This window comes from Streptomyces sp. NPDC050416 (assembly GCF_044458845.1).
GTDB lineage: Bacteria > Actinomycetota > Actinomycetes > Streptomycetales > Streptomycetaceae > Streptomyces.
Genome location: NZ_JBITII010000013.1, coordinates 67,498 through 89,711, shown reverse-complemented (window position 1 = coordinate 89,711; position 22,214 = coordinate 67,498). Strand labels below are relative to the sequence as shown.

The window sequence follows — 22,214 nt, the reverse complement described above, 5'->3', positions numbered from 1 at the left end:
GAAGTGGCCTTTTTTCCGCATCCACCGTTCCTCAAGCAGTGCTTGATCTCCCGGTCGTACGGTGGGGAAACCCACTGGACTCCCGCAAGGTGATGAGGATCCCTATGCCAGAGCACCGTCAGCAACGGGCGCTCAGAATGGGCGTGATCGGTACGGCGAACATCGCGATGCGCCGGATCATGCCCGTTCTCGCCGCGCATGACCACGTCGACCTCGTCGCGGTGGCCAGCCGGGACAAGGCCAGGGCCGAGCGCGTGGGAGCCGCCTTCGGCTGCGGTGGCGTGGGGGATTACGCGGAGCTCGTCGAGCGGGACGACCTGGACGCCGTTTATATTCCGCTGCCGCCCGGCATGCATCACGAGTGGGCACTGCGGGCTTTGCGGTCGGGAAAGCACGTGCTCGTCGAGAAACCGATGTCGGACGCGTACGAGAAAACGCTCGAGCTGATGTCGACCGCGTCGGAACTCGGGCTCGTGCTGGCCGAGAACTTCATGTTCCTGCACCATTCCCAGCACACCGCGGTGCGCGCGATGCTCGACGAGGCCGTGGGGGAACTGCGGCAGTTCTCGGGATCGTTCGCCGTGCCGCCGCTGGCGCCGGAGTCGTTCCGGTACCAGCCGGCGCTGGGCGGGGGCGCGTTGCTCGACGTCGGGGTGTATCCGCTGCGGGCGGCCCAGCTGTACCTGACCGGGGAACTCGATGTGCTCGGGGCCTGTCTACGCGTGGACGAGGCGACCGGGGTCGATGTGGCGGGCAGTGTGCTGCTGAGCGACGACCGCGGGGTGACGGCCCAGCTGGACTTCGGCTTCGAGCACTCCTACCGGTCGACCTACGCGCTGTGGGGCGACCGGGGGCGGGTGAGCGTCCGGCGTGCCTTCACTCCCCCGGAGCAGCTGAGGCCGGTGGTCCGGATCGAGCAGCAGGACGTGGTAACGGAGCGGTCGCTGCCCGAGGACAACCAGGTCTTCAACGCGATGGACGCCTTCGTCCGCGCGGCCCTCTCGGGCGGCGGCCCCCTCACCGACACGTCCGCGATCCGCCGCCAGGCCCTCCTGGTCGACCGCGTCCGCCGTGCGGCCAGACTCATCGGCGACCCGAAGTCCCGCGCGCACGACGCCCTGACGCAGGACCTGGGCCTGAGCTGACACGCGGCACGCGTCCGCCTCGACCCGACGGCTGGACATGGCCTCCACAGGGACTGCGGGGCACGACCGGCGTGAGCTGTCGGCCCTGGCGGACCTCCTGCTGTGCCGAGTCCGGCAGCGAGGACGCGACCGTCGCGATCACCAGCGGCACGTCCGCGACCGGCCCGCCCGCCCTCACCCGTCGCAGGCGCCCCGCCCCACCAGCTGCCCCACGTCCACCTCGGGCGCGCCCCGGCCACGCACCGACGCCGATCACGCCGCAGCGTCGCCCGGACCCGGCGTCGGGCGGTGGGCCCCAAGGGGTCGTCGACCGCGCCCGGCGCGACCGCCGTACGCCAGCACCCGGAACTCTGCGGCTCCCGCCCCGGCCCGCCCGGCGCCGGCGCCGGGCGCCCTCACGCATCGGCACCCCGCCGGAACTTCCGGCGGGGTGCGGGGTGCTGCTGCGTGCCGGCTCGGTGTCAGCGGGCGAGGACCTTGCGCAGGACGCCGTCGAGGGTGCTCGCCGTGTCGGTCGTCGGCTCGTCCGTGCGCCAGGCGACGATGCCGTCGGGACGGATCAGGCTCGCGCCCGCCTTGCCGATGCCGTAGCGGTCGGCCACTGTGTCCTCGGGGTCCGTGAGGCCGGCGCCGATCCGGTACGCCCGGACGGGGACGCCCAGTTCCGTCGCGACCGTCTCCGCCGCCGCGACCCAGTCCGCTCCCAGCTCACCCGCCAGCAGGGTCCAGCCGTCGCCGAACAGGTCGACCGTGGAGAGCCGTTCCCCGTGCCGGGACACCATGACGTGCGGTCCGCGGAAGCCGGGCCGGCCGCTCGGGGTCAGCGGGTTCTCCACCCGCGCCGGGTCGTCGTCCGTGGCCAGGACCGCCGAGGAGCGGTAGCGGAAGCCGAGCAGCGTCTCGGCGTACCCCACCGACTTGTCCCAGACATCCGCCATGTGCGGCGCCATCCGCTGCGCGTAGATCGCCAGCGCCTCGGCCACGACCAGCTCCGCGGCGACCTTGCGCTCGTCCTCGTACGTGCCGAGGAGACCCGTCCCCGCCTGCCCGTGCAGCACCGCCGCCAGCTTCCAGGCCAGGTCGAACCCGTCGGCGACGGCCGCGTTGCCGCTCATGCCCCCGGTCGGCGGGGTGACCTTCGCCGCGTCCCCGACCAGGAACACCCGCCCCTCGCGCCAGCGTTCGGCGATGCGCGCCGCCATCTCCCAGCCCTGGATGTCGACCAGTTCGGGCCGCACCTCGGGGGCGTCCAGCGCGAGGCCGATGAGCTCGATGCAGCGCTGTTGTGTGAAGTCCTCGGGGCGCTCGCCCTCGTCGGGGTCGTACTCGACGAAGAGGGTGTGCCGGTCGGGCCGGTCCGTCGGCCCGAACGTGCCCGTGAACCGCGGATGGTGGAGGTAGTACCAGCCGGTCATGCCCGGCTCGACGATGCCGGAGAGGTCCGCGTCGAAGATGATGCCGACCATGTGGGTCAGCGTGCCGTGCCCGTACCGCCGGATGCCCAGCGACTCCCGCACCAGGCTGCGGTTGCCGTCGGCGCCCACGAGGTACCCGGCGCGCAGGTCGTACTCGCCCCCGGGCCCCTCCAGCCGGGCCGTGACGCCGTCCTCGTCCTGGCGGAACGACAGCAGCCGGGTGCCGAAGCGGATGGCGCCGCCGTTCCGCTGCGCCTGCGCGAGCAGGATCGGCTCCAGCTTGTCCTGGGACAGCATCGCCCAGCCGGCCGGCGTGCACGGCCGGGTCGCGGCCACCATGTCGTCGAAGCTCTCCGAGACGGTCCGCAGAACCTCGCCGCGCACGCTCTGGGCGAGCCGGATGACGAAGTCGCCCTGGGCGCCGCGGATGTCGTCGGCCCGGGTCACCTCGTCCGCGACGCCCCCGATGCGCAGCAGCTCCATGGTCCGCGGGTTCTGCCCGGCGGCCCGCGGATACGGCGAGAGGCCGGGCCTGCGCTCCACCACGAGCACCCGGACGCCGTGCCGGGCGAGGAACATCGCCGTCGACAGGCCACCGAGGCCCGCACCCACCACCAGAACGTCGACCTCGTGGTCGCTCATGTCGTTCCTCTCTCGTCGTTTGTTGCGGGTTGCCGTCGTTGCTTCACTCGCGGACGCCGACGAACAGGCCACGGCCCGACGGCGCCTCGGGCAGGTACTCGACCGCGAAGCCGGCCTGCCTGAACGCCTGTTCGTACTCGGCCCGGCTGAACAGCGAGATGATGTGGGTGTCGACGAAGTGCCGGGCTCCGGCCCCGGGTTCGGCGACCACGAAGTGCACCTCCATGTGCGAGGTGCGGCCGCGGCGGGCGGAGTGCGAGACGCGGGAGACGGTGATGCCGTCGACGGTCACGACGTCGGCCGAAACATGGCCGTCGGCGAACGTCTCGTAGAACCACCACGGGTCGACCACGGCGACGCCGCCGGGCTCCAGGTGCCGGGCGAACTCGCTCAGCGCCCGGCCGAGATCGGTGACCGACGTCATGTAGCCAATGGAGCCGAACATGCAGGTCACCACGTCGAAGGTGGTGCCGAGGCGGAAGTGGCGCATGTCGCCCGGGTGGACGCTCACCCCTGGCAGCGCGGCGCGCGCCGCCTCCGCCATCGGCGCGGACAGCTCCAGTCCCTCGACGTGCGGGAAAAGGTCGGCGAAGTGCCGCAGGTGCCCGCCGGTGCCGCACGCGACGTCGAGCAGCCGCGAGGCGCCTGGCCTGTGCCGACGGGCGGCGGCGGCGACCGCCTCGGCCTCGGTGCGGTAGTCCTTGCCCCGCTCGCGGTGCACCAGGTCGTAGACCCGTGCGAGGTCCGCCCCGTACATCGTCTCGCCCGCCCGCTGTGCGTCCGCCACGGTCATGACGCCGGGCGGACGTGGGCGAGGATGACCTCGGCCAGCGGGCCGTGGACGGAGGACGGCAGGGCGTGCCCCATGCCCGGGATCTCCACCAGACGGGCGGTGGGGATGAGCCCGGCGAGGTGCTTGCCATGCGGCGGGGGCGCGATGGGGTCGTGCTCGGCCTGGATGACCAGGGTCGGCACGGTGACGTTGCGCAGTTCGGCGGCCCGCGCCGGCGGCGGCAGGGTCAGCGAGTAGTGCGCGTACGGCTCGGTGAGGGTGCCGCTCGCGTGGTCGATCGCCCGCTCCTCCCACCGCGCGTACTCCGCGTCGTCGAACGGCACGCCCGTGCCGGAGAGGACGCGCCACTTGCTCACGCGCTTGGCCACCTCGGCGGCGCGCCCCTCGGCCGGCTGCTGCATCAGGGCGAGCGCGTCCAGGAAGGGCTGCCGCGGCCCGGGCAGACCGTCCGGCGTGGGCTCGCCGCGCATCACGCGCTCGATGTTGGCGTCGAAGTCGATGTCGAGTCCGCCGCCCAGCATCATGGTCAGGCTGCTCAGCCGCTCGTGGTGGTCGAGTGCGATGACCTGGGCGATGGTCGTCCCCATCGACAGGCCGACGACATGGGCCCGGTCGACGCCCCAGCCGTCGAGGACGGCGACCGCGTCGGCGGCCAGTTCGCCGAAGCCGTAGGGGTGCGCGGCGAAGTCGCGGGTGGTGGAGCGGCCGGTGTCGCGGTGGTCGTAGCGGATGACGTGGAGGCCGCCGTCGGCGAGCCGCCGGGCGAACTCGTCGGGCCAGCCCAGGGCGGAGAGGTTGCCGCCCATGACGAGCAGCAGCGCCGGGTGCGCCGGATCACCGAAGTCGTCGCTCCACAGCTCGACGTCCCCGCTGGGCACGATGCGTTCGGACATGTGTCTACTCCTGTGCTGGGAGGGTGGGGGCGGCCCCCACGGGGGCGGCGGTGAACTCCAGGATCGAGAAGTCGAACGGGAGGGTGGTGGAGCCGCTGGTGCGCTCCGAGGCCAGGGCCAGGCCGGCCGACCCGGCCAGGACCACGACCTCGTCCCGGGTGCGCACCCGGCCCCCCATGAACGTCAGCATGCGCAGGTCGAGCAGCGTGCTGAAGAACCGGTCGGCGCCGTCCCCCTCGACATCGGCACGGTCGAGGACGAGGATCCTGCCTCCCGGTTCCAGCGCCTCGACGCACCGGCGCAGGATCGTCAGCGCGTCCTCGTCGGACCAGTTGAGCAGGACGAAGGACAGCACGACGAGGTCGGCGGTGACGGGCAGCGGCTTGAAGAAGTCGCTCTCCGCCACGGTGACCCGGTCGTCGAGTCCGGCGTCCGCGAACGTGCGCCGGGCCCGCTCGGCGGGTCCCGCCAGTTCGACGAGGGTGCCCCGTAGGTGCGGGGCCCGCAGGGCGATCGCCGCGAGCAGGCCGCCGTTGCCGCCGCCCACGTCGAGGACGTGCCGCACCTGCGACCAGTCGTACGCGCCGGCCGGGGCCTCGTAGGCCAGGTCCTCGTCGCAGGACATCAGCGCGTCGAAGGAGTCGGCCAGCGCCCGGTCCGCCGACAGGTCCTCCCAGAAGGGCCGCCCGTACCGTCCGGAGTAGGCGGGACGGCCGGTGCGGACCACGTCGAGAAGCCCGGTGAAGGCCAGGTCGGCGTGGGAGACGGCCCCGTTCAGGTCCAGCCAGGCCCGCTGCTGCGCGGGGTGGTCGTCGGCCAGGAGCAGCCCGAGCCGGGTGGCGCGCAGCGGCCGGTCCGGCTCCCCGCCCTCCAGGATGCCGACCACGGTCAGGTGGCGGACCAGGCGGGCGAGCGCCTGCGGGTGGGTGCCGGTGCGGGCAGCGAGGCCGGCGACGGTGCCGGCTCCGGCCAGGAGATGGTCGACCAGGCGGAGCGTCGCGGCGACCCGGAGGGCCATCGGGGTCACCAGATTGCCGAGGTTCTTCAGGAGCAGGTCGAGGTCCTGGTCAGTCGGTTCCAGGGGTTCCCCGGGTGAGGAAGAGCTCACCGTGTTCCTTCCCTTGGGCGTGGTGTGCCGGACGCGCTGCTCAGGGCCGCCAGCCCTCCTCCTTGGGCCAGGGCTCGCCGAGCTGGCGGTAGGTGCCGAGGTAGTCCGGCCAGTCGCGGTGGTCGCGGATCTTGCCCTCGACGATCCGGATGAGGTGGATCTGTTCCCCGGAGAAGCGGCGCCCGGTGGCGGGCATCCCCACGAGTTCGCCCACCTGGCGTCCGTACAGGGCGAGTTTCGCCCGCACCCAGCTGCCGTTCTCCTCGTAGCCGATCTCCTCCAGATACGCGTCCTCGGAGAACGTGAGTTTCAGCCACTTCACCGCGAGTGCGAATGCCTCGGGGCCACGCAGTTCCGGCATGTGTTCCAGGGCACCGGGATTGAGGTACTCCTCGTGAATGAACTCGGCCACGTCATCCGTTTTCCCGGTGTTGTAGCTGTTCACCATGCGCCGAACAATGTCGATGTGATCACTCACGGAAGGCACTCCTTGTCGGTCGTCGATGAGTTCATCCTGACTTCCGCGGCGCTCCGCAACAATCCTTGTCCGCACCCGCTCGACCCGTTGACAAGCCGGTTTCGAGCAGCCACCGAGCGCGTTCCGACTCACATTTCAGACGGACCGGCCAGGATGGTCGGGTCGGCTTTTGCCACCTGGAGGACCCATGGACAAGACGGATTACAAATCGACGGTCACCGAGGCGTTCAACAATGCCGCGGCGACTTACGACCAGTTGGGCGTCGAGTTCTTCACGCCGATGGGCCGGCGACTCGTGGAAAGGGCCGATCCGCAGCCCGGGCAACGTGTTCTCGACATCGGGTGCGGCCGGGGCGCGTCCCTGTTCGTGGCGGCGGAGCGGGTGGGCCCGTCCGGTCATGTGCTCGGAATCGACATCGCGCCGGCGATGGTGGAGGAGGCCCGCCGCCAGGCCGGCGCGCTCGGCGTCCGGCACGTCGAGGTCCGGGTCATGGACGGCGAGCACCCCGGCCTTCCCTCCGCCTCCTTCGACGTGGTGACCGGCAGTTACAGCCTGATCTTCCTGCCCGACGCGCCGGCCGCGCTCCCCCGGTACGCGGCCCTGCTGCGGCCGGGCGGCCGGATCGCCTTCACCAGCCCGGTCTTCACGGAGGACACGTTCCCCTTCCTGCCGCCCGTGTTCACGGAACTCATCCCGGAGCGGCTGCTGCGCAACCTGCCGGCCGACTGGCGCCCGGACGCGCTGAAGCGACGGTTCAACAGCTGGCTGCAGGACACCGACGACCTGACCCGGACGATGGTGCGCGCCGGGTTCCAGGACGTGGAGATCGCCGACGAGCACATCGACCTGCGCGCGCCGGACGGTGAGACCTGGGTCGACTGGTCCCACACCCAGGGCATGCGGCTGCTGTGGCAGCATCTCCCGGACTACGAAAGCCGGCAGCTGCGCCACCGCCTGACCACCGAACTGGACCGCCTGCGCGGCGGCGGCCCACTCCATCTGCCCACCCCTGTCAGGTTCGTCAGCGCGTCGATCCCGACCTGAGCGACCACCGCGGTCCGGCGGGGGGAGGGGGCTGCGGACCGACCACGGGCAGCGGACCCACCCGGCCACGGGAGACCCCCCTCCCGAGGGCCACCCCGCTCCCAGGAGAGAACGCCTTTCCGTGGCAAGGGCAGCCGGACGTTCCGTGGTGCGGGCAGCTTGACGTTCCCGCAGTGCGGCGGGCGGCCTTCCGCGGTGGCGGGTGCCCGCTCATGGTGGAGCGGGCGCCCACTCGGGGTGGGGCGGGCGCCCACTCGGGGTGGGGCGGGCGGGGCCCGGTCCGTGCCGGCCGGGCCAGGCCCCGCCCGGTGTCAGTAGACGCGCACCGCGCCGGAGGACGACATGCGCACGATGTCTCCGGTAGGCCTGCGGAGGTTGCCCTGCGCGTCGATCGACTCCGCGTTGAGGATGGAGCGGTGCAGTTCCTGGGCCATCGGGCCCGGTTCGAGGCCGAGATGGGTCACCAGGTTGACCCGCAGGCGCTGGAAGAGCTCCAGGGCCTGCGCCCGCCTGCCGTTGAGGTAGAGCGCACGCATGTACTGGGCGTGCAGCCCCTCGTGGTACGGGTTGTCGGCCGTGAGCGCCGCGAGCTCGGTGAGTACCTCCCGGTACATGCCGAGCCGCAGCTGGGTGTCGACGAGGTATTCCAGGACGACCAGCCGGGACTCCTCGAACTGCTGGCGCCGCCCCTCGAGGATCCGCCCGGCGACGACGTCGACCAGCGCGGGTCCGCGCCACAGCTGCAGCGCGCCGGAGAGGGTGGACAGCGCGGTGTGGTCGTCCCCCGACGACAGCGCTCTGCGTCCGTCCGCGACGAGCTGGTGGAACCGGTGGACGTCCAGATCCCCCTGGGTGGTCCGGAACAGGTAACCGCCGGACCGGGTCACGAGGATCTCGGAGGCGACCTGACGGGCGGTCATTCCCGTCGCGGACGCCAGCAACTTGCGCAGGTTGAGGATGTAGGTCTGCAGCGTGGTCAAGCAGCTGACCGGAGGTTCCTCGTCCCACAGTTCGCGTATCAGTGACGACACGGGCACCACCTGGTCGGCGTGCACCAGCAGTGTGGCCAGAACGCTTCTCATCTTTGGTGCGCTCGGAGTGTGCAGGTCACCCTCGACCTGCACGGAAAGTGGGCCTAAAACACCCAGCTTCACGACGTTCCCCCATAGATCGCAGAAAGCTACTGGTCTACCGAGCATCAACGCCTCAGGCGGTTCACAAGTTCCCCACAGAGGAGCCCGTATTTCGCCAGAACGGAAAGCGCTGTCAGCGCCGGATTTTCTGTTGCGCATACAACTAACCGGTTGTGCAATCAACAGTTCAGCCTGGGTGTGACGAGCGCCACGAAGGGTTCAGGCCACTTTCAGCAGCGCATTGACGACGGCCAGGAACCCGGCGGGGGTTGTCACCTCGGAGAGGCCCTCCTCGGGGATCTCCACGTCGTACTCGCGCGAGACCCGCGCAGCGGTCTCCAGCAGGGCCAGCGAGTCGTACCCGAGGTCTGTGAATTCCATGTCAACAGCGCTTTCCGCGCCGGTTGCGGACTCCTCTTCCCCCGCGCACTCACGCAGGATGGCAAAGAGTTTTTCGCTCGTCAGTGCCGCCACCACAGTTCTTCCTCCCCTTGCGGTCGATTCCTCGCGCTCCTTCGGTGCCGGCCGACAGCGTCGGTTACTGGTCCGATTGTGCATCACCGCGGTCGGCTACGGCCACGAAGTGCACTCTATGCAGATTCAGAAGGAACAGACTCGAGAACCGATCGAGCGGATCCGAACAGGAGGTGACCATGGGGCCCTCACCTCGTATCACGGTCAATATCGGCAAGGCGATTGTTGTCCGCCGGGAGGTTTCCGGCCTACTGTCACAGAGAATGCCCAGACAAAGGAGGAGCCGGTGAAAGGAATTGTGCTGGCGGGCGGCTATGGAAGCCGTTTACACCCGATCACCCTGGCTGTTTCGAAGCAGTTGCTTCCCGTCAACGACAAGCCGTTGATCTACTACCCTCTCTCGGCCCTGATGCTGGCCGACGTCCGGGACATCCTCATCATCGCCCTGCCCGGCGACATCCCCCAGTTGCGCCGGCTGCTGGGCGACGGCAGCCACCTGGGGATCTCCCTGACCTACGCCGAACAGCCCGTCCCCAACGGACTGGCGCAGGCCTTCCTCACCGGGGCCGACCACATCGGGGGTGACTCGGTCGCCCTCGTGCTCGGCGACAACATCTTCCACGGAAACGGTTTCTACGATCTCCTCGCAGCGCACTCCCAGGATATCGACGGGTGTGTCCTCTTCGGATATCCGGTCACCGATCCGGAGCGCTACGGCGTGGGCGAGGTGGACGAAACAGGTCAGCTCGTCTCGCTGGCGGAGAAGCCGGAAAAGCCCCGCTCGAATCTCGCCATTACCGGGCTCTATCTCTACGACAACGACGTCGTGGAGGTCGCTCGTGGAATACGCCCGTCAGCCCGCGGCGAACTGGAAATCACCGACGTCAACCGAATCTACCTCGAACAGGGCCGGGCGAAACTTGTCACGTTCGGCCGCGGATTCGCCTGGCTCGACGCCGGCACCCCGCAGTCCCTGCTCCAGGCCGGTCAGTACGTACAGACCCTGGAGGACCGGCAGGGCGTACGGATCGCCTGCCTGGAGGAGGTCGCCCTGCGCATGGGCTTCATCGACGCCGACGCCTGCCACCGGCTCGGGGCGAAGCTGTCGCGGTCGGGGTACGGCGAATACGTCATGGCCGTGGCGAACGAGATGAGCGCCTGACCGGCCCCGTGTACGGCCGGGCCGGGGGCCACCGCCCCCGGCCCGGCCGTCGTCCGGCTTCTCACGCCTCGTCGAGCAGGGTCAGCTGCTCGTCGTCGAGGGCGATGTCCGCCGCCGCCATGTTCACCCGCAGGTGGGACAGGGAGGCCGTGCCCGGGATCGGCAGCAAGACCGGCGAGCGGTGCAGCAGCCAGGCGAGCGCCACCTGCGTCGTCGTCGCCCCCACCTGCGCGGCCACTCGGGCCAGGGCACTGTCCGGGGCCGGCCGGGCGGCACCGGCGAGCGGCTTCCACGCGATGAAGGCGATGCCCTCCTGCTCGCAGTGGTCCAGCTCCTTCTGGTAGCGCCGGTCGTACAGGTTGTACTTGTTCTGCACGCTCGCGATGCGTGCCACACGACGAGCCTGTTCGATCTGTTGCACCGTCACCTCGGAGAGCCCGATGTGGCGGATCTTGCCCTCGTCCTGGAGCTGTTTCAGCGCTCCGACCTGGTCCTCCAGCGGCACCTGCGGGTCGACCCGGTGCAGCTGGAAGAGCTCGACGCATTCCAGCCGCAGCCGGCGCAGACTCAGTTCGGCCTGCTGCCGCAGGTAGTCGGGCCGGCCGAGCACCCGCCACTGGTGCGGGCTCGGCCGGACCTCGCCCGCCTTGGTGGAGACGACCAGGCCCGGCGGGTAGGGGTGGAGCGCCGTGGCGAGCAGTTCCTCGTTGGCTCCGAGTCCGTAGACGTCGGCGGTGTCGATGAACGTCACGCCCAGTTCGACCGCGCACCGCGCCACCGCGGCGGCTTTGTCCGGCCGGGCGGGCGGCCCCCAGTGGTGAGGGCCGGTGAGCCGGAGCGCCCCGAAACCGAGCCGGCCCACGGTGAGGTCGCCTCCCAGGGTGATGTGTGTACCGACGGCTCGGCCGGGTCGCACGGTGACGGTTTCCTTTCAGCCGGGGATCAGGGGAGCCGGACGGAGAGCGGGTGGCGCCAGACGTCGCGCGGGTCCCACTTCGCCTTGACCCGCTGGAGGCGGCGGTATCCGTCCTTGTAGTAGAGGGTGTGCCAGGGCACGCCGGAGGTGTTCCAGCGCTCGTCGGCCAGGTCGGTGTCGGGATAGTTGATGTAGCAGCCGTCGTGCTCGTCGTTCGGCACGGGAACGCCGCCGGTGTCGCGGAAGACGTCCCGGTACAGCTCGCGGATCCAGTTCAGGTGCAGTTCGTCCAGGTCCGGATCCATCCAGGTGACCGAGAACCACGCCTTGAGGATCGAGTCCCGCTGGGGCAGGGCGGTGGCACCGGGGGCCACGGTGTTGACCTCTCCGCCGTAGGAGTAGAGGTCAACGGCGCCCCAGCCGTCGAACGCGGGGTCGGTCAGGTGCTGATGGACCCTCGCGATGCGCTCGGGGGTCCAGGCGCGCCTGAGGTAGGCGCTCTTGGACTTGTGCCGGTCGTACCCGCCGGTGTCGAAGCGCGCGCCGAGGGTGGCCTGGAGCCAGAGGTCGTTCTGGTGCTCGACGGTTGGTTCGAGGCCGGTGCCGGCGTTGACGGCGGTGACGTACCGCTCGATCAGTTCGGCGGCGTCGGCGCGGCCACCGTCGAAGCGGGCCTCCAGCGACACGGAGCCGACCGCGTGCGTGTTGAGGTGCAGGGTGCTGTAGAGGCTGCCGTACCGGGTGTCGGCATGGTTCTCCTCATACCACAGGCTGTAGTTGGTGACGAGCCGGGTGAACCGGGCCAGGTCGAGGTCGGCCCACGACCAGGTCACGAAGGTGGAGCGGAGCCGGGTGGGCGGCTTGGGCAGCAGGGCCGAGGGGTCGTTGCCCGAGGCCCCGGGCGTACGGAACAGATAACGGGTGACGATGCCGAAGTTGCCACCGCCGCCGCCGGTGTGCGCCCACCACAGATCGTGGTTGGGGTCGTCCGGCTCCCGGGTGGCGGTGACGGTGCGTGCCTTGCCCTTGGCGTCCACGACCACGACCTCGACGCCATGGAGATGGTCGACGACGGTTCCGTCGCGACGGGTCAGCGGCCCGTATCCGCCGCCGGCGACATGCCCGCCGGCCCCGACCTGGGGGCAGACCCCGGCGGGCAGGGTCACGCCCCAGTCGTAGAAGAGCGTGCGGTAGACCTCGCCCAGCGTGGCGGCGGGCTGCACCGCGAAGGCCCGGTGTTCCTTGTCGAAGTAGACCGCGCGCATCGGCGAGGTGTCGATGAGCACGCGGACGTCGCGGTGGTCGGCGAAGTTCTCGAAGCAGTGCCCCCCGCTGCGGACGGCGATCCGCTTCCCGGCGGCCACGGCGTCGGCGACGACCTGCTCGATCTGCTTGGGCGTGTGGACCACGTGGACGAGGTCCGGCGCCCCGACGAAGCGGCTGTTGAATCCCCTGCTGACCATTTCGCCGTACCGGGGATCGGCGGCGGCGACCGTGGTGACCGGCGGCTCCGGCACGCACACGCCGGCCTTGGCCCGCGCCGCCTCGGCCGGTGCGGCCGCGACCCCCGTGGCGGCGACCGCGGCGGCACCGGCCCCCGTCGATCTCAGAAACCCGCGACGACTGAATCCGCCCATGAGACACACCCAACCCTTCGATGAGAAACGAGTGGGTGGAACGGCACGATGACACGTCCCCCCCTCACGGCACGGCCCCCTGCCGTCCGCGCGCGGGACCCGGCGAACCCGGCCCCCGACCGACGCGCACTCCCCCGAGCATCGCCGTCGCCGCCTCCTCACCGCAGGCGCCGGGCACCCGTCATCCCCGTGCGGGCCCCTGCGGCTCCAGCACGACGACGGGGATCTTCCGGTCGGTCTTCTTCTGGTAGCTCTTGTACTGCGGGAAGATCACGGTCATCGCCTCCCACAGGCGGGCCCGTTCCCCCTCTTCCGCCTCCCTGGCGACCGCCTCGAACGTCTCCGCGGCCACCTGCACCCGCACCCGCGGCTCCGCCAGCAGGTTCAGGTACCAGTGGGGATGCTGGTCGGATCCGCCGTTGGACCCGACGACGACGTAGTTCCCCTGGTCCTCCCCGTAGATCAGCCCGGTACGCCGCAGTGCCCCGGACTTGCGTCCCCGCGTGGTCAGTACCAGCGTCGGCTTCCCGTACCAGATGTGCCCGCTCGCGCCCTCGCTGGCCACGTACCGACGCACATGGGTGGCGACCCAGCCGGTCGGGCTGTCGAGCACCTCGTTCTGTTCGTCCATGCACTCACTCCGTCCGTCGGAAGTCACACCGTACCATCGGATACTTAAACTTGAGTATCATCCACCTTTCCCCTGAACCACTTGTGTTTCAGGGGAAGTTGGACTCAGCGACGGCTTCCGGCTGCCCTGACGGACGCGCTAAGAGCATGCGCGACGGCCCCGCCGCACGCAACGAGTTCCGGACACCGGCCACCCGCCTTCGAGCGGTCCTCGAGTGGGCCTCGATGACGTCTTCACCGCTCGGGGGCCCTCTCCGGCCCAGGTGCTCGTCCCCGGCCTGCGGCGCGCCGCCGTCGTCCCCCCGGCACGGGTGGCTCGGCGTCCTGGCCGGGCGCGGCGACGGGCGGGGGTACGTCCAGCCCGTCGTCGTCCGGGTCCTACTCGTTGCTGATCCATCTGATCCACCTGCGGGACATGAAGCGTGCGGGTACGTCGATGGCCGGGACCGTCAGCAGCGCGGACAGCGCCAGGCAGGTCAACCGGGCGCTCGCGATGACCGCGTGTCCGGACTGCGGCGGCGAGGTCGCGGTCCGGGTGTACAACCCCCACGTCGAGGACTGCTAAGACAGGACTCCGGCCAGCGTCCCCGCCAGGGTGAGCGTGAGGAAGGCCGCGCCCCAGGCCATCGCCCGGCGTATGCAGCGGTACTTGAGCCGGGCGGTGTGGGACAGGATCTCCAACTGCCTCTCCTCCGGGGAAGAGGAGGCCTGGGCTGTGCGTCGGGGGGATACGGCCAGGCCCAGGAGGACGAGGGACGGGGCGCAGGCGGCGCAGCCGGACCAGACCAGGAGTTGCGGGACCACGGTGTACTGGCCCGGCACGATGAGGCCGCCGGTGATCGCGCCGAGCAGGGCGGCCAGGGCCGCGCCCAGGGTCGCCAGGGTCAGTCCGGCCTTGCTGTCCGCCTTCGCGAGTTGCTCACGGGCCTCGGTCAGCAGGTCCGGGGCGGGTTCCGCCGCGCGGTCGGACCGCGTCCCGGGTCCGGTCTCGCGAGTCGATGTCGATGTGGTCATGCCTCCCCCTCGCTGATCAGCGAGATTCCCGAGTACCCGGAAGTGATGCTCCTAGTACGCGGCGTGATGACGGCTCGTACGCGGGTGTCAGGTGTTCCACGTCTCGTCGTACGGGTCGGCCGGTGCCGGTACCGGTCTGGCGCCGGTGACGTCGAGGTACGGGATCGGGCCGCCGTTGACCGGGTCCTTGGTCCGGCGGGGTGTGTACCGGCCGGTGATCTCCAGCCAGGTGTCCGGGCTCAGGACCGGGGGGACGTCGCCGGTCAGGGCGATCTTGACCGGCTGGGCGTCCGCCGCACAGCAGTTGAGGCCCATGCGGACCAGGTAGGGCGTGCCCGCCCGGTCCAGCGTGACGAAGCCGGTGATCTTCAGCCGGCGGCCGCGGAGGGAGCGGCCGTCGTCGTACACCGCTCGGCCCGCGTAGTCGGCCACGCCGAGGCGGAGGGGCTCGCCGGCGGGGAGGTCCGGGAAGCCGAAGGGCTTCGTCAGGGCCGTGCCCGTGTGGGCCGCGCTGTAGGAGCCCAGAGCCGGCGGGGAGACCAGGATCAGGGCGAGGACGGGCAGGGTGAGCAGCCAGGAGATACGGGGCTCGTGGTGGTGCTGTTGCCCGCGTGCCCGGCGGCGTTCGTACCAGAGCGTCGCCGCCGCCGTCGCGATCAGCACCACGCCCGCCAGCAGCACCAGCGGACGCAGTCCCGCCTTGACGTAGCGCAGGTAGAGGTCGGTCAGACCGGCGTGCAGCAGGGTCGCGCCGAGCAGGAAGAGGAGGGCCGTCTGGGCCAGGCGGTTCACAGCAGGACCGTTCCGGTCAGGGCCGACACGACGACGGCCAGTGCGAACGTCGCGGGGGCGAAGCGCAGGGCGAAGGCCCGGCCGAAGGTGCCCGCCTGCATCGCGAAGAGCTTCAGGTCGATCATCGGCCCCACGACCAGGAACGTCAGACGGGCCGTCAGCGAGAACTGGGTCAGGGACGCCGCCACGAACGCGTCCGCCTCCGAGCAGATGGACAGCAGGACGGCGAGCACCGCCAGGGCCAGCACCGAGAACACCGGATTCCCGGCCGCCGCGCGCAGCCACTCCTCCGGCACCACCGCCTTCAGCGTCGCCGCGGCCATCGCACCGATCACCAGGAAACCGCCCGCGTGCATCACGTCGTGGCGCACCGAGCCCCAGAAGGCCGCGCCCTTGCCCTGCCCCTCGTACGACGGCCGGTCCGGCGGGCGCAGCCAGTCCGTGCGGCCGACGCGGTGCCAGAGCCAGCCCATCGCGCAGGCCACCAGCAGGCTCGCGACGAAACGGGCCAGGACCATCTCCGGGTTGCCGGGGAAGGCCACCGCCGTCGCCGTCAGCACGATGGGGTTGATGGCGGGCGCCGAGAGGAGGAACGCCAGAGCGGCCGCCGGTGTGACCCCGCGCCGGACCAGCGCCCCCGCCACCGGCACCGACGCGCACTCGCAGCCCGGCAGCACCGCACCCGCCACGCCCGCGACCGGCACCGCCAGGGCCGGGCGCTTCGGCAGGGCCCGGGCGAAGAAGGACGGCGGCACGAACACGGCGATCGCCGCCGACAGCAGCACGCCGAGCACCAGGAACGGCAGCGCCTGGACCATGACCGCGACGAACACCGTCATCCAGCTCTGCATCACCGGTGCGGACAGGGCCGCGCGGATCGGGCCCTGGAGCATCACGGCAGTGAGCAGCAGGAGCGTGAGCAGGAGGGGGGAGTTGAGGTGGCGGGCCTCGTCGGGGCTCGGGTGGCGGGCGTCGTCCGGGCCCGGGCCCTTGCCGGCGACCGGTTCGATGGTCTCGTTCCCGACCGTGTCGTCGGTCTCGTGCGGGGCGGGTTTCGTGGTGGCCACGGGCCCGGTACCTCCGGTCGTGCGCACGGGCATTGCCTCCCCTTCTGTACGGCCGGACCGCTCCGGGCGTTCAGCCACCGCTGTTCCCTTCTGGAACCGGCCGTCCCGGTGAGGCAGTCTTCTCCCTTGTGGGGAGCGTTCCGAACCAAGGTCTGCCAGGTGATCCGGCCACGCACATGATCGTGTGCGGGGACGACGGGCTCGCGCACCGGCTGGCCGCCGAACTGCGCGGTGTGTACGGCGAGCAGGTCACGCTCGTGGTGCCGCCCTCGGGGCGCCGGGTACGGCAACCGGTGGTCGGACGGGCCCGGGCCGCCTCGGCCGCCCTGCTCGACCGGGTCAGCGCGGCCGTCAACCGCACGGGCACGGCCGGCGCCGAACCGGCCGCGAGCGAGCAGATCGTGGAGGCCCCCGAGGTCACCGAGGCCGTGCTCACCGACGTGGGCGCCGACCGGGCGGCGGCCCTGGCGCTCGTGTACGACGACGACGAGACCAACATCCGCGCCGCACTCACCGCCCGCCGGCTCAACCCCCGCGTCAGGCTCGTACTCCGGCTGTACAACCGGCGCTTGGGCCAGCACATCGAGGAACTGCTCGACCAGACGGCGGCGGTGGCCTCGGGCACGGGGCCGGGCACGGGCGGCGGACTGGACGCGTCGACGACCGTGCTGTCCGACGCCGACACGGCCGCTCCCGCGCTGGCCGCGACCGCCCTCGTCGGCACCAGCAAGGTTGTCCAGACCGAAGGGCTCGTCCTGCGTGCCGTGGAGCGGCAGCCGCCGCGGCCGGGCGAGGTGGCCGACCCCGGCCTGTGCACCCTGGCACTGCTGTCCGCCACCAGCAACGACCCGGCCGGGGCGGACGGTTCCGAGGGCAGCGGGGAGCAGGGCCCGCGACTGCTGCCGGACGAGACGGCGGTGGCGTCGGCGACCGGGCGCGGGACCGTCGTCCTGGAGCAGGTGTCGTACACCGGGCCGTCCCTGCCCTCCGGGCGGGGTGCCGTGCCGCCGTTCGCCTCGCTGTTCTCGCGGCGGCTGCGGTGGTCGCTGGCCGGCTTGGTGGGATGTGTGCTCGCGCTCGCCGTCGCGTTGATGTTCGTGACCGGGCAGCATCCGCTGTACGCCACGTACGTCACGCTCCTCGACCTGTTCGGCATCAACGATCCCGCGTACCACGCGTCGACCGGGCGGCAGGTGCTGCAACTGCTGTCCGGGCTGGTCGGGTTGCTGCTGCTGCCGGTGCTGCTGGCCGCGGTGCTGGAGGCACTGGGCACGTTCCGCAGCGCGTCGGCGCTACGGAAGCCGCCGCGGGGGCTCGGCGGACACGTGGTGCTGCTCGGGCTCGGCAAGATCGGCACGCGGGTGCTGACGCGGCTGCGGGAACTGCGCATTCCCGTGGTGTGCGTCGAGTCCGATCCGGAGGCCAGGGGGATGGCCACGGCGCGGCGGCTGCGGGTGCCGGTGGTGCTCGGGGATGTCACGCAGGAGGGGGTTCTGGAGGCCGCGAAGATCCATCGGGCGCATGCGCTGCTGGCGTTGACCAGTGCGGACACGACGAATCTGGAGGCCGCGCTGTACGCCCGGTCCGTGCGGCCCGATCTGCGGGTGGTGCTGCGGCTGTACGACGACGACTTCGCGACCGCGGTGTACCGGACGCTGCGGGCCGCGCATCCGTCCGCCCTCACGCGGAGCCGGAGTGTGTCCCATCTGGCCGCGCCCGCGTTCGCCGGGGCGATGATGGGGCGGCAGATCCTGGGGGCGATTCCGGTGGAGCGGCGGGTGTTGCTGTTCGCGGAGGTGGAGGTGGCCGGGCACCCGCAGTTGGAGGGGCGGACGGTGGGGCAGGCCTTCCGGGCGGGGGCGTGGCGGGTGCTGGCGCTCAATACGGCACCTCCTGGGGGGCGGCGGGGTCAGGGGGAGAGTCCGGAGGAGGAAGGGGCGCCGGCTTCGGGGCTGGTGTGGGATCTGCCTCCTACGTATGTGCTGGGCGCCGGTGATCGGGTGGTGCTGGCGGCTACGCGGCGGGGGTTGGCGGAGTTGCTGGGGCGGAGGCGGCGGGAGCGGGCGGGGGCGTGATCGCCGAGCGGCGGGGTTCACGCCCCAGGGGCGCGGGGAACTGCGCGATCGGCCACGACGCACCCGCAGCCGCCACACCACAGGCCCTCCCGAGCTACTGGGCGTTCGGCTGCCCCTTGAGGTGCCTCTCCGCGAACTCCAGTTCCAGCCTCACCTGCTTGATCCGTTCGTCCACCACCAGTGAGCCGTGTCCCGCGTCGTAGCGGTACACCTCGTGGACCGCGCCCCTCGCCTCCAGGCGCTTGACGTAGTTCTCGATCTGGCGGATCGGGCAGCGGGGGTCGTTGACGCCGGCCGAGATGTAGACCGGGGCCTTGACCCGGTCGACGTAGGTGAGGGGGGAGGAGGCCTCGAAGCGGTCGGGGACCTCCTCGGGGGTGCCGCCGAGGAGCGTGCGGTCCATCGCCTTCAGCGCTTCCATCTCGTCGTGGTACGCCGTGACGTAGTCGGCGACGGGGACCGCCGCGATGCCCAGGGCCCACGCGTCGGGCTGGACGCCGAGGCCGAGGAGGGTGAGGTAGCCGCCCCAGGAACCGCCGGTCAGGACGAGGCGGTCGGGGTCCGCGAGGCCGGAGGTGACGGCCCATTCGCGGACGGCGGCGATGTCCTCGAGTTCGATGAGGCCCACGCGGTGCTTCAGGGCGTCCGTCCAGGCACGGCCGTAGCCCGTGGAGCCGCGGTAGTTGACACGGATCACCGCGTAGCCGTGGTCGACCCAGGCCGCCGGGCCCGCGGCGAAGGAGTCGCTGTCGTGCCAGGTCGGGCCGCCGTGGATGTCGAAGACCGTGGGGAGCGGGCCGGTGCTGCCCTCCGGCTTCTGGACGAGGGCGTGGATGCGGCCGCCCGGCCCCTCCACCCACACGTCCTCCACCGGCACCGAGCCGGGTGACTTCATGCCGGGCGGGTCGAGCACGACACCACCGGACGTGGAGCGGACCGCCGACGGTTCGGCGGCGGAGGACCACAGGTACTCCACGCTGCCGTCGGGCCGGGCCGTGGCACCGGACACCGTGCCGGGCGGGGTCGGGATCTCGGTCAGGGCGCGGCTGGCCAGGTCGTAGCGGAACAGCTCGCTGCGGGCCTCGAAGCTGTGCGCGATGAGCAGGCCCATGCCGTCCGGGTACCACTCGGCGCTGACGTCGCCCGGCAGCTCCAGCGCCAGGTCCGTCTCCTCGCCGGAGGCGACGTCCCAGACCAGGGGCTCCCAGCGGCCCCGGCGCTGGTGGCCGATGAGGAGGCGGGTGTCGCCGTCGACGGGGGCGAAGCCCAGGACCTCCAGGCCGAGCTCACGCGTCCCGCCCTCGGTGTCGTCGAGGTCGGCGACCGGGGTGCCGTCGGTGCGCAGGACGCGCAGGGCGGAGTGCATGGCGTCGCCGTGCTCGGTGTGCTCGATGGCGATGAGCGAGCCGTCGTGGGAGAGGTCGCCGACGCCGGCCGACTCGCGGTGGCGGTAGATCTCCACCGGCTGCTCGCCCGTGCGGACGAGGTGGATCGTCGTGCCGTCCTCGTCGGTGGAGCGGCCGATGACCGCCGTGCGCCCGTCACGGCCGAGGGCGAGGCCCGCCGGGTAGGAGGGGTCCAGGCCCTCGGCGGCGAGTTCGTCCGCGCCGCCCGCGAAGGGCTGGCGGCGCCAGACGCCGAACTCGTCGCCGTCCTTGTCGTCGAACCACCAGATCCAGGCGCCGTCGGGGGACAGCACGCCGTCCGTCGTGCCGTTCGGCCGGTCCGTCACCTGGCGCTGCTCGCCCGTCTTCCGGTCCCAGGCGTACAGCTCGTACGTCCCCGTCGCGTTCGACACGAACAGGGAGCGGTCCGGCGCGTCCTCCGCCCAGTCGGGCAGGGACACTCTGGGCGCCCGGAAGCGCTTCTCCCAGTCCGGCATCCGCTCCTGCTGTGCCGCCGGTACCTCGTGCTCGTGCTGGTCCCGCTGATCCCGCGCGTCGGATCCGTTGCTCTCAGTCATGGCCCCATAGTGCACGCCCTCGCCGACAATTCGCTGGCGAGGTCCTCAGCCTGTGGATAACCTCCACCGGTCCCCCTTCCGAGCAGGTCAGGAGTCACCCCATGTACTCCCCCACCCCGGCCGACTGGCACGAGGCCAACCGCGCCCACTGGGACGAGCGGGCCCCGCTGCACGCCGCGGGCGATTTCTACGACCTCGACGCCTTCCGGGCCGGGCAGGACCCCTTGCGGGACTTCGAACTCGCCGAGGTCGGCGACGTCTCCGGCCGGTCGCTGCTGCACCTCCAGTGCCATATCGGCCTCGACACGCTGTCCTGGGCCCGGCACGGCGCCGACCGCGTCGTCGGCCTCGACTTCTCCGCTCCCGCGGTCGACCTCGCCCGCGGCCTCGCGCGCGATCTCGGCCTCGGCCAGGACCGGGCCGCGTTCGTCGCGGCGGACGTGTACGACGCGGCCACGGCGGTCCCGGACACCTCGTACGACATCGTCTACACCGGTGTCGGCGCGCTGTGCTGGCTGCCCGACATCGGGCGCTGGGCGGAGACGGCGGCCTCGCTGGTGGCGCCCGGCGGGTTCCTGTACCTGTCCGAGTTCCACCCGCTCACCGACGTCCTGGACGACGAGACCGGCTCGCGGATCACGTACGACTACTTCGCCCGTGACGCCTGGATCGAGGAGAGTCCGGGTTCGTACGCGGCCGAGGGCGCCGAGTTCGTCCACAACCGGCGCGTGGAGTGGCAGCATCCGGTCGGTGAGGTCGTCTCGGCGCTGGCGGCGGCCGGGCTGCGCATCGAGTTCCTGCACGAGCACGACGTGTCGCTGTTCCGGCGGTTCGGGTGCTTCGAGCGGCGGGACGGCTACTTCCGCTATCCGGCGGACCGGCCGCGGATCCCGCTGATGTACTCGGTCCGGGCCCGCAAGGACTGACGAAGCGGTACCGCGTCGTACCGACCCCGCAGGCCGGACCCTCCCGGCTGCCCCGTACCGTAAGGGTGTGTACCGGTTTCTGCTGACGCCCCGATGGTGGGGGATCAACGTCTTCGTGCTGTTGTCCATCCCCTTCTGCATCTTCATGGGGTCCTGGCAGCTGGGCCGGTTCGAGGACCGGGTGCAGGACCACCGCACGGCGACCGAGCAGGTCTCCGAGGCGCGGCACGAGGCGCCCCGGCCGCTCGGCGAGATGCTGCCGGTGACCAAGGCGACGTCCGGCAAGCTGGTCACCGCGACCGGCCGCTACGGCAAGCAGCTGCTGGTGCCCGGCCGGGAGCTCGACGGCAAGCAGGGGTTCTACGTCCTGACGCTGCTGCGCACCGACTCGGGTGAGGCGCTGCCGGTGGTGCGGGGCTGGCTGCCCGGGACCGCCGACGCGGCCAAGGCGCCCGCCGCGCCCGCCGGTGAGGTCACGGTCACCGGGGCGCTGCAGGCGTCCGAGACGCCGGGGGACAACGGCGTCAGCGCGCAGGGCGGTCTGCCGTCCGGGCAGACCGGGGCGATCAGTGCGGCGTCTCTGGTGAATCTGGTGCCGTACGACGTGTACGACGCGTGGGTCACGCTGGTGAAGGGTGACTCGGGGATGAAGGCGGTGCCGGCGAGTGCGCCGCCGGACACGGGGCTGGATCTGAAGGCGTTCCAGAACCTCGGTTACACCGCCGAGTGGTTCGCCTTCGTGGGGTTTGTGATCTTCATGTGGTTCCGGTTGCTGCGGCGCGAGGTGGAGTTCGCTCGGGATGCGGAGCTGGGGTTGGCGGCGGACGAGGAGCCCGTTGCCGCGGACGCCGGTGCCAAGTGAGCGGCGTCGCTGCTGAGGGCGGGTGGGTGCGCAACCCGGCGTAG

At 71.4% G+C, this 22,214-nt stretch carries 21 protein-coding genes; 7 read left to right on the top strand and 14 right to left on the bottom strand.

Features of this window, described 5'->3' with window-relative positions:
* The first annotated feature begins 137 nt into the window (after positions 1 to 137).
* Entirely contained in the window at positions 138 to 1,145 is a 1,008-nt protein-coding gene (locus ACIBL4_RS33530) for a Gfo/Idh/MocA family protein (RefSeq protein WP_399415681.1), read from the top strand.
* A 461-nt stretch (positions 1,146 to 1,606) separates the two neighbouring features.
* On the opposite strand, the gene rdmE is transcribed toward ACIBL4_RS33530, so the two are convergent.
* From rdmE to ACIBL4_RS33505, 5 genes are read right to left on the bottom strand one after another with little or no spacing between them, the layout of a single operon-like run.
* Positions 1,607 to 3,202 (bottom strand): aklavinone 12-hydroxylase RdmE, encoded by a 1,596-nt coding sequence (rdmE, locus tag ACIBL4_RS33525; protein WP_399415542.1) that lies wholly within the window; start codon positions 3,200 to 3,202, stop codon positions 1,607 to 1,609.
* A gap of 43 nt (positions 3,203 to 3,245) precedes the next feature.
* The gene (locus tag ACIBL4_RS33520; RefSeq protein WP_399415680.1) at positions 3,246 to 3,959 is read right to left on the bottom strand and encodes a class I SAM-dependent methyltransferase; all 714 of its coding nucleotides are present in this window, start codon (positions 3,957 to 3,959) and stop codon (positions 3,246 to 3,248) included.
* A 32-nt stretch (positions 3,960 to 3,991) separates the two neighbouring features.
* Positions 3,992 to 4,888, bottom strand: a complete 897-nt coding sequence (locus ACIBL4_RS33515) for an alpha/beta fold hydrolase (protein WP_399415541.1) — start codon at positions 4,886 to 4,888, stop codon at positions 3,992 to 3,994.
* Positions 4,889 to 4,892: 4 nt separating this feature from the next.
* Positions 4,893 to 5,996 carry a methyltransferase gene (locus tag ACIBL4_RS33510; protein ID WP_399415540.1) on the bottom strand — a complete coding sequence of 368 codons (1,104 nt, stop codon included), beginning with the start codon at positions 5,994 to 5,996 and terminating at the stop codon, positions 4,893 to 4,895.
* 40 nt (positions 5,997 to 6,036) lie between these two features.
* Positions 6,037 to 6,474 (bottom strand): SnoaL/DnrD family polyketide biosynthesis methyl ester cyclase, encoded by a 438-nt coding sequence (locus tag ACIBL4_RS33505; RefSeq protein ID WP_399415539.1) that lies wholly within the window; start codon positions 6,472 to 6,474, stop codon positions 6,037 to 6,039.
* A 187-nt stretch (positions 6,475 to 6,661) separates the two neighbouring features.
* Between ACIBL4_RS33505 and ACIBL4_RS33500 the strand changes: the two genes are divergently transcribed.
* Complete coding sequence (locus tag ACIBL4_RS33500; protein WP_399415538.1) at positions 6,662 to 7,519, top strand: class I SAM-dependent methyltransferase; 858 nt, start codon at positions 6,662 to 6,664, stop codon at positions 7,517 to 7,519.
* Between the two features lie 311 nt (positions 7,520 to 7,830).
* Here ACIBL4_RS33500 and ACIBL4_RS33495 read toward each other — a convergent pair whose 3' ends face one another.
* A complete protein-coding gene (locus ACIBL4_RS33495) occupies positions 7,831 to 8,601 on the bottom strand; it encodes a BTAD domain-containing putative transcriptional regulator (protein ID WP_399415537.1) in 771 nt (256 codons plus the stop codon).
* Between the two features lie 270 nt (positions 8,602 to 8,871).
* Entirely contained in the window at positions 8,872 to 9,126 is a 255-nt protein-coding gene (locus ACIBL4_RS33490; RefSeq protein ID WP_399415536.1) for an acyl carrier protein, read from the bottom strand.
* Positions 9,127 to 9,412: 286 nt separating this feature from the next.
* On the opposite strand from ACIBL4_RS33490, the gene rfbA reads away from it, so the two are divergent.
* The gene (gene rfbA, locus ACIBL4_RS33485; protein WP_399415535.1) at positions 9,413 to 10,288 is read left to right on the top strand and encodes a glucose-1-phosphate thymidylyltransferase RfbA; all 876 of its coding nucleotides are present in this window, start codon (positions 9,413 to 9,415) and stop codon (positions 10,286 to 10,288) included.
* 61 nt (positions 10,289 to 10,349) lie between these two features.
* Here rfbA and ACIBL4_RS33480 read toward each other — a convergent pair whose 3' ends face one another.
* The 3 genes from ACIBL4_RS33480 to ACIBL4_RS33470 form a co-directional block, all read right to left on the bottom strand.
* Positions 10,350 to 11,204, bottom strand: a complete 855-nt coding sequence (locus ACIBL4_RS33480; protein WP_399415534.1) for an aldo/keto reductase — start codon at positions 11,202 to 11,204, stop codon at positions 10,350 to 10,352.
* Between the two features lie 26 nt (positions 11,205 to 11,230).
* Complete coding sequence (locus ACIBL4_RS33475) at positions 11,231 to 12,841, bottom strand: FAD-binding oxidoreductase (protein WP_399415533.1); 1,611 nt, start codon at positions 12,839 to 12,841, stop codon at positions 11,231 to 11,233.
* Between the two features lie 181 nt (positions 12,842 to 13,022).
* A complete protein-coding gene (locus ACIBL4_RS33470; RefSeq protein ID WP_399415532.1) occupies positions 13,023 to 13,472 on the bottom strand; it encodes a nitroreductase family deazaflavin-dependent oxidoreductase in 450 nt (149 codons plus the stop codon).
* A 384-nt stretch (positions 13,473 to 13,856) separates the two neighbouring features.
* Here ACIBL4_RS33470 and ACIBL4_RS33465 point away from each other — a divergent pair, with 384 nt between their 5' ends.
* Complete coding sequence (locus ACIBL4_RS33465; protein ID WP_399415531.1) at positions 13,857 to 14,036, top strand: hypothetical protein; 180 nt, start codon at positions 13,857 to 13,859, stop codon at positions 14,034 to 14,036.
* Here ACIBL4_RS33465 and ACIBL4_RS33460 read toward each other — a convergent pair.
* The 3 genes from ACIBL4_RS33460 to ACIBL4_RS33450 form a co-directional block, all read right to left on the bottom strand.
* Positions 14,033 to 14,485 carry a hypothetical protein gene (locus tag ACIBL4_RS33460; RefSeq protein ID WP_399415530.1) on the bottom strand — a complete coding sequence of 151 codons (453 nt, stop codon included), beginning with the start codon at positions 14,483 to 14,485 and terminating at the stop codon, positions 14,033 to 14,035. The two genes, ACIBL4_RS33465 and ACIBL4_RS33460, sit on opposite strands and share 4 nt — an antisense overlap.
* An 87-nt stretch (positions 14,486 to 14,572) precedes the next feature.
* Positions 14,573 to 15,277 (bottom strand): TIGR03943 family putative permease subunit, encoded by a 705-nt coding sequence (locus tag ACIBL4_RS33455; protein WP_399415529.1) that lies wholly within the window; start codon positions 15,275 to 15,277, stop codon positions 14,573 to 14,575.
* On the bottom strand, positions 15,274 to 16,377 hold the full coding sequence (locus ACIBL4_RS33450) for a permease (RefSeq protein WP_399415528.1): 1,104 nt from the start codon (positions 16,375 to 16,377) through the stop codon (positions 15,274 to 15,276). Before ACIBL4_RS33450 ends, ACIBL4_RS33455 begins: the two co-directional genes overlap by 4 nt.
* 143 nt (positions 16,378 to 16,520) lie before the next feature.
* Between ACIBL4_RS33450 and ACIBL4_RS33445 the strand changes: the two genes are divergently transcribed.
* Positions 16,521 to 18,419, top strand: coding sequence for an NAD-binding protein (locus ACIBL4_RS33445; RefSeq protein ID WP_399415527.1), 1,899 nt, complete (start codon positions 16,521 to 16,523; stop codon positions 18,417 to 18,419).
* Between the two features lie 94 nt (positions 18,420 to 18,513).
* Here the strand turns inward: ACIBL4_RS33445 and ACIBL4_RS33440 are convergent, their stop codons facing one another.
* Positions 18,514 to 20,382: a S9 family peptidase gene (locus tag ACIBL4_RS33440; protein ID WP_399415526.1), complete on the bottom strand. Its 1,869-nt coding sequence runs from the start codon at positions 20,380 to 20,382 to the stop codon at positions 18,514 to 18,516.
* Positions 20,383 to 20,483: 101 nt separating this feature from the next.
* On the opposite strand from ACIBL4_RS33440, the gene ACIBL4_RS33435 reads away from it, so the two are divergent.
* Together ACIBL4_RS33435 and ACIBL4_RS33430 are read left to right on the top strand one after the other, a co-directional pair.
* The gene (locus ACIBL4_RS33435; RefSeq protein ID WP_356922474.1) at positions 20,484 to 21,308 is read left to right on the top strand and encodes a class I SAM-dependent methyltransferase; all 825 of its coding nucleotides are present in this window, start codon (positions 20,484 to 20,486) and stop codon (positions 21,306 to 21,308) included.
* Between the two features lie 67 nt (positions 21,309 to 21,375).
* Positions 21,376 to 22,170: an SURF1 family protein gene (locus ACIBL4_RS33430; RefSeq protein ID WP_399415525.1), complete on the top strand. Its 795-nt coding sequence runs from the start codon at positions 21,376 to 21,378 to the stop codon at positions 22,168 to 22,170.
* Positions 22,171 to 22,214 lie beyond the last annotated feature (44 nt).

Coding starts and splice junctions, on each gene's coding strand:
- ACIBL4_RS33475 (WP_399415533.1), bottom strand. CDS start 12,841: ATGGGCGGATTCAGTCGTCGCGGGTTTCTGAGATCGACGGGGGCCGGT.
- rdmE (WP_399415542.1), bottom strand. CDS start 3,202: ATGAGCGACCACGAGGTCGACGTTCTGGTGGTGGGTGCGGGCCTCGGT.
- ACIBL4_RS33440 (WP_399415526.1), bottom strand. CDS start 20,382: ATGACTGAGAGCAACGGATCCGACGCGCGGGATCAGCGGGACCAGCAC.
- ACIBL4_RS33515 (WP_399415541.1), bottom strand. CDS start 4,888: ATGTCCGAACGCATCGTGCCCAGCGGGGACGTCGAGCTGTGGAGCGAC.
- ACIBL4_RS33500 (WP_399415538.1), top strand. CDS start 6,662: ATGGACAAGACGGATTACAAATCGACGGTCACCGAGGCGTTCAACAAT.
- ACIBL4_RS33450 (WP_399415528.1), bottom strand. CDS start 16,377: ATGCCCGTGCGCACGACCGGAGGTACCGGGCCCGTGGCCACCACGAAA.
- ACIBL4_RS33435 (WP_356922474.1), top strand. CDS start 20,484: ATGTACTCCCCCACCCCGGCCGACTGGCACGAGGCCAACCGCGCCCAC.
- ACIBL4_RS33470 (WP_399415532.1), bottom strand. CDS start 13,472: ATGGACGAACAGAACGAGGTGCTCGACAGCCCGACCGGCTGGGTCGCC.
- ACIBL4_RS33460 (WP_399415530.1), bottom strand. CDS start 14,485: ATGACCACATCGACATCGACTCGCGAGACCGGACCCGGGACGCGGTCC.
- ACIBL4_RS33530 (WP_399415681.1), top strand. CDS start 138: ATGGGCGTGATCGGTACGGCGAACATCGCGATGCGCCGGATCATGCCC.
- ACIBL4_RS33495 (WP_399415537.1), bottom strand. CDS start 8,601: ATGAGAAGCGTTCTGGCCACACTGCTGGTGCACGCCGACCAGGTGGTG.
- ACIBL4_RS33445 (WP_399415527.1), top strand. CDS start 16,521: ATGATCGTGTGCGGGGACGACGGGCTCGCGCACCGGCTGGCCGCCGAA.
- ACIBL4_RS33520 (WP_399415680.1), bottom strand. CDS start 3,959: ATGTACGGGGCGGACCTCGCACGGGTCTACGACCTGGTGCACCGCGAG.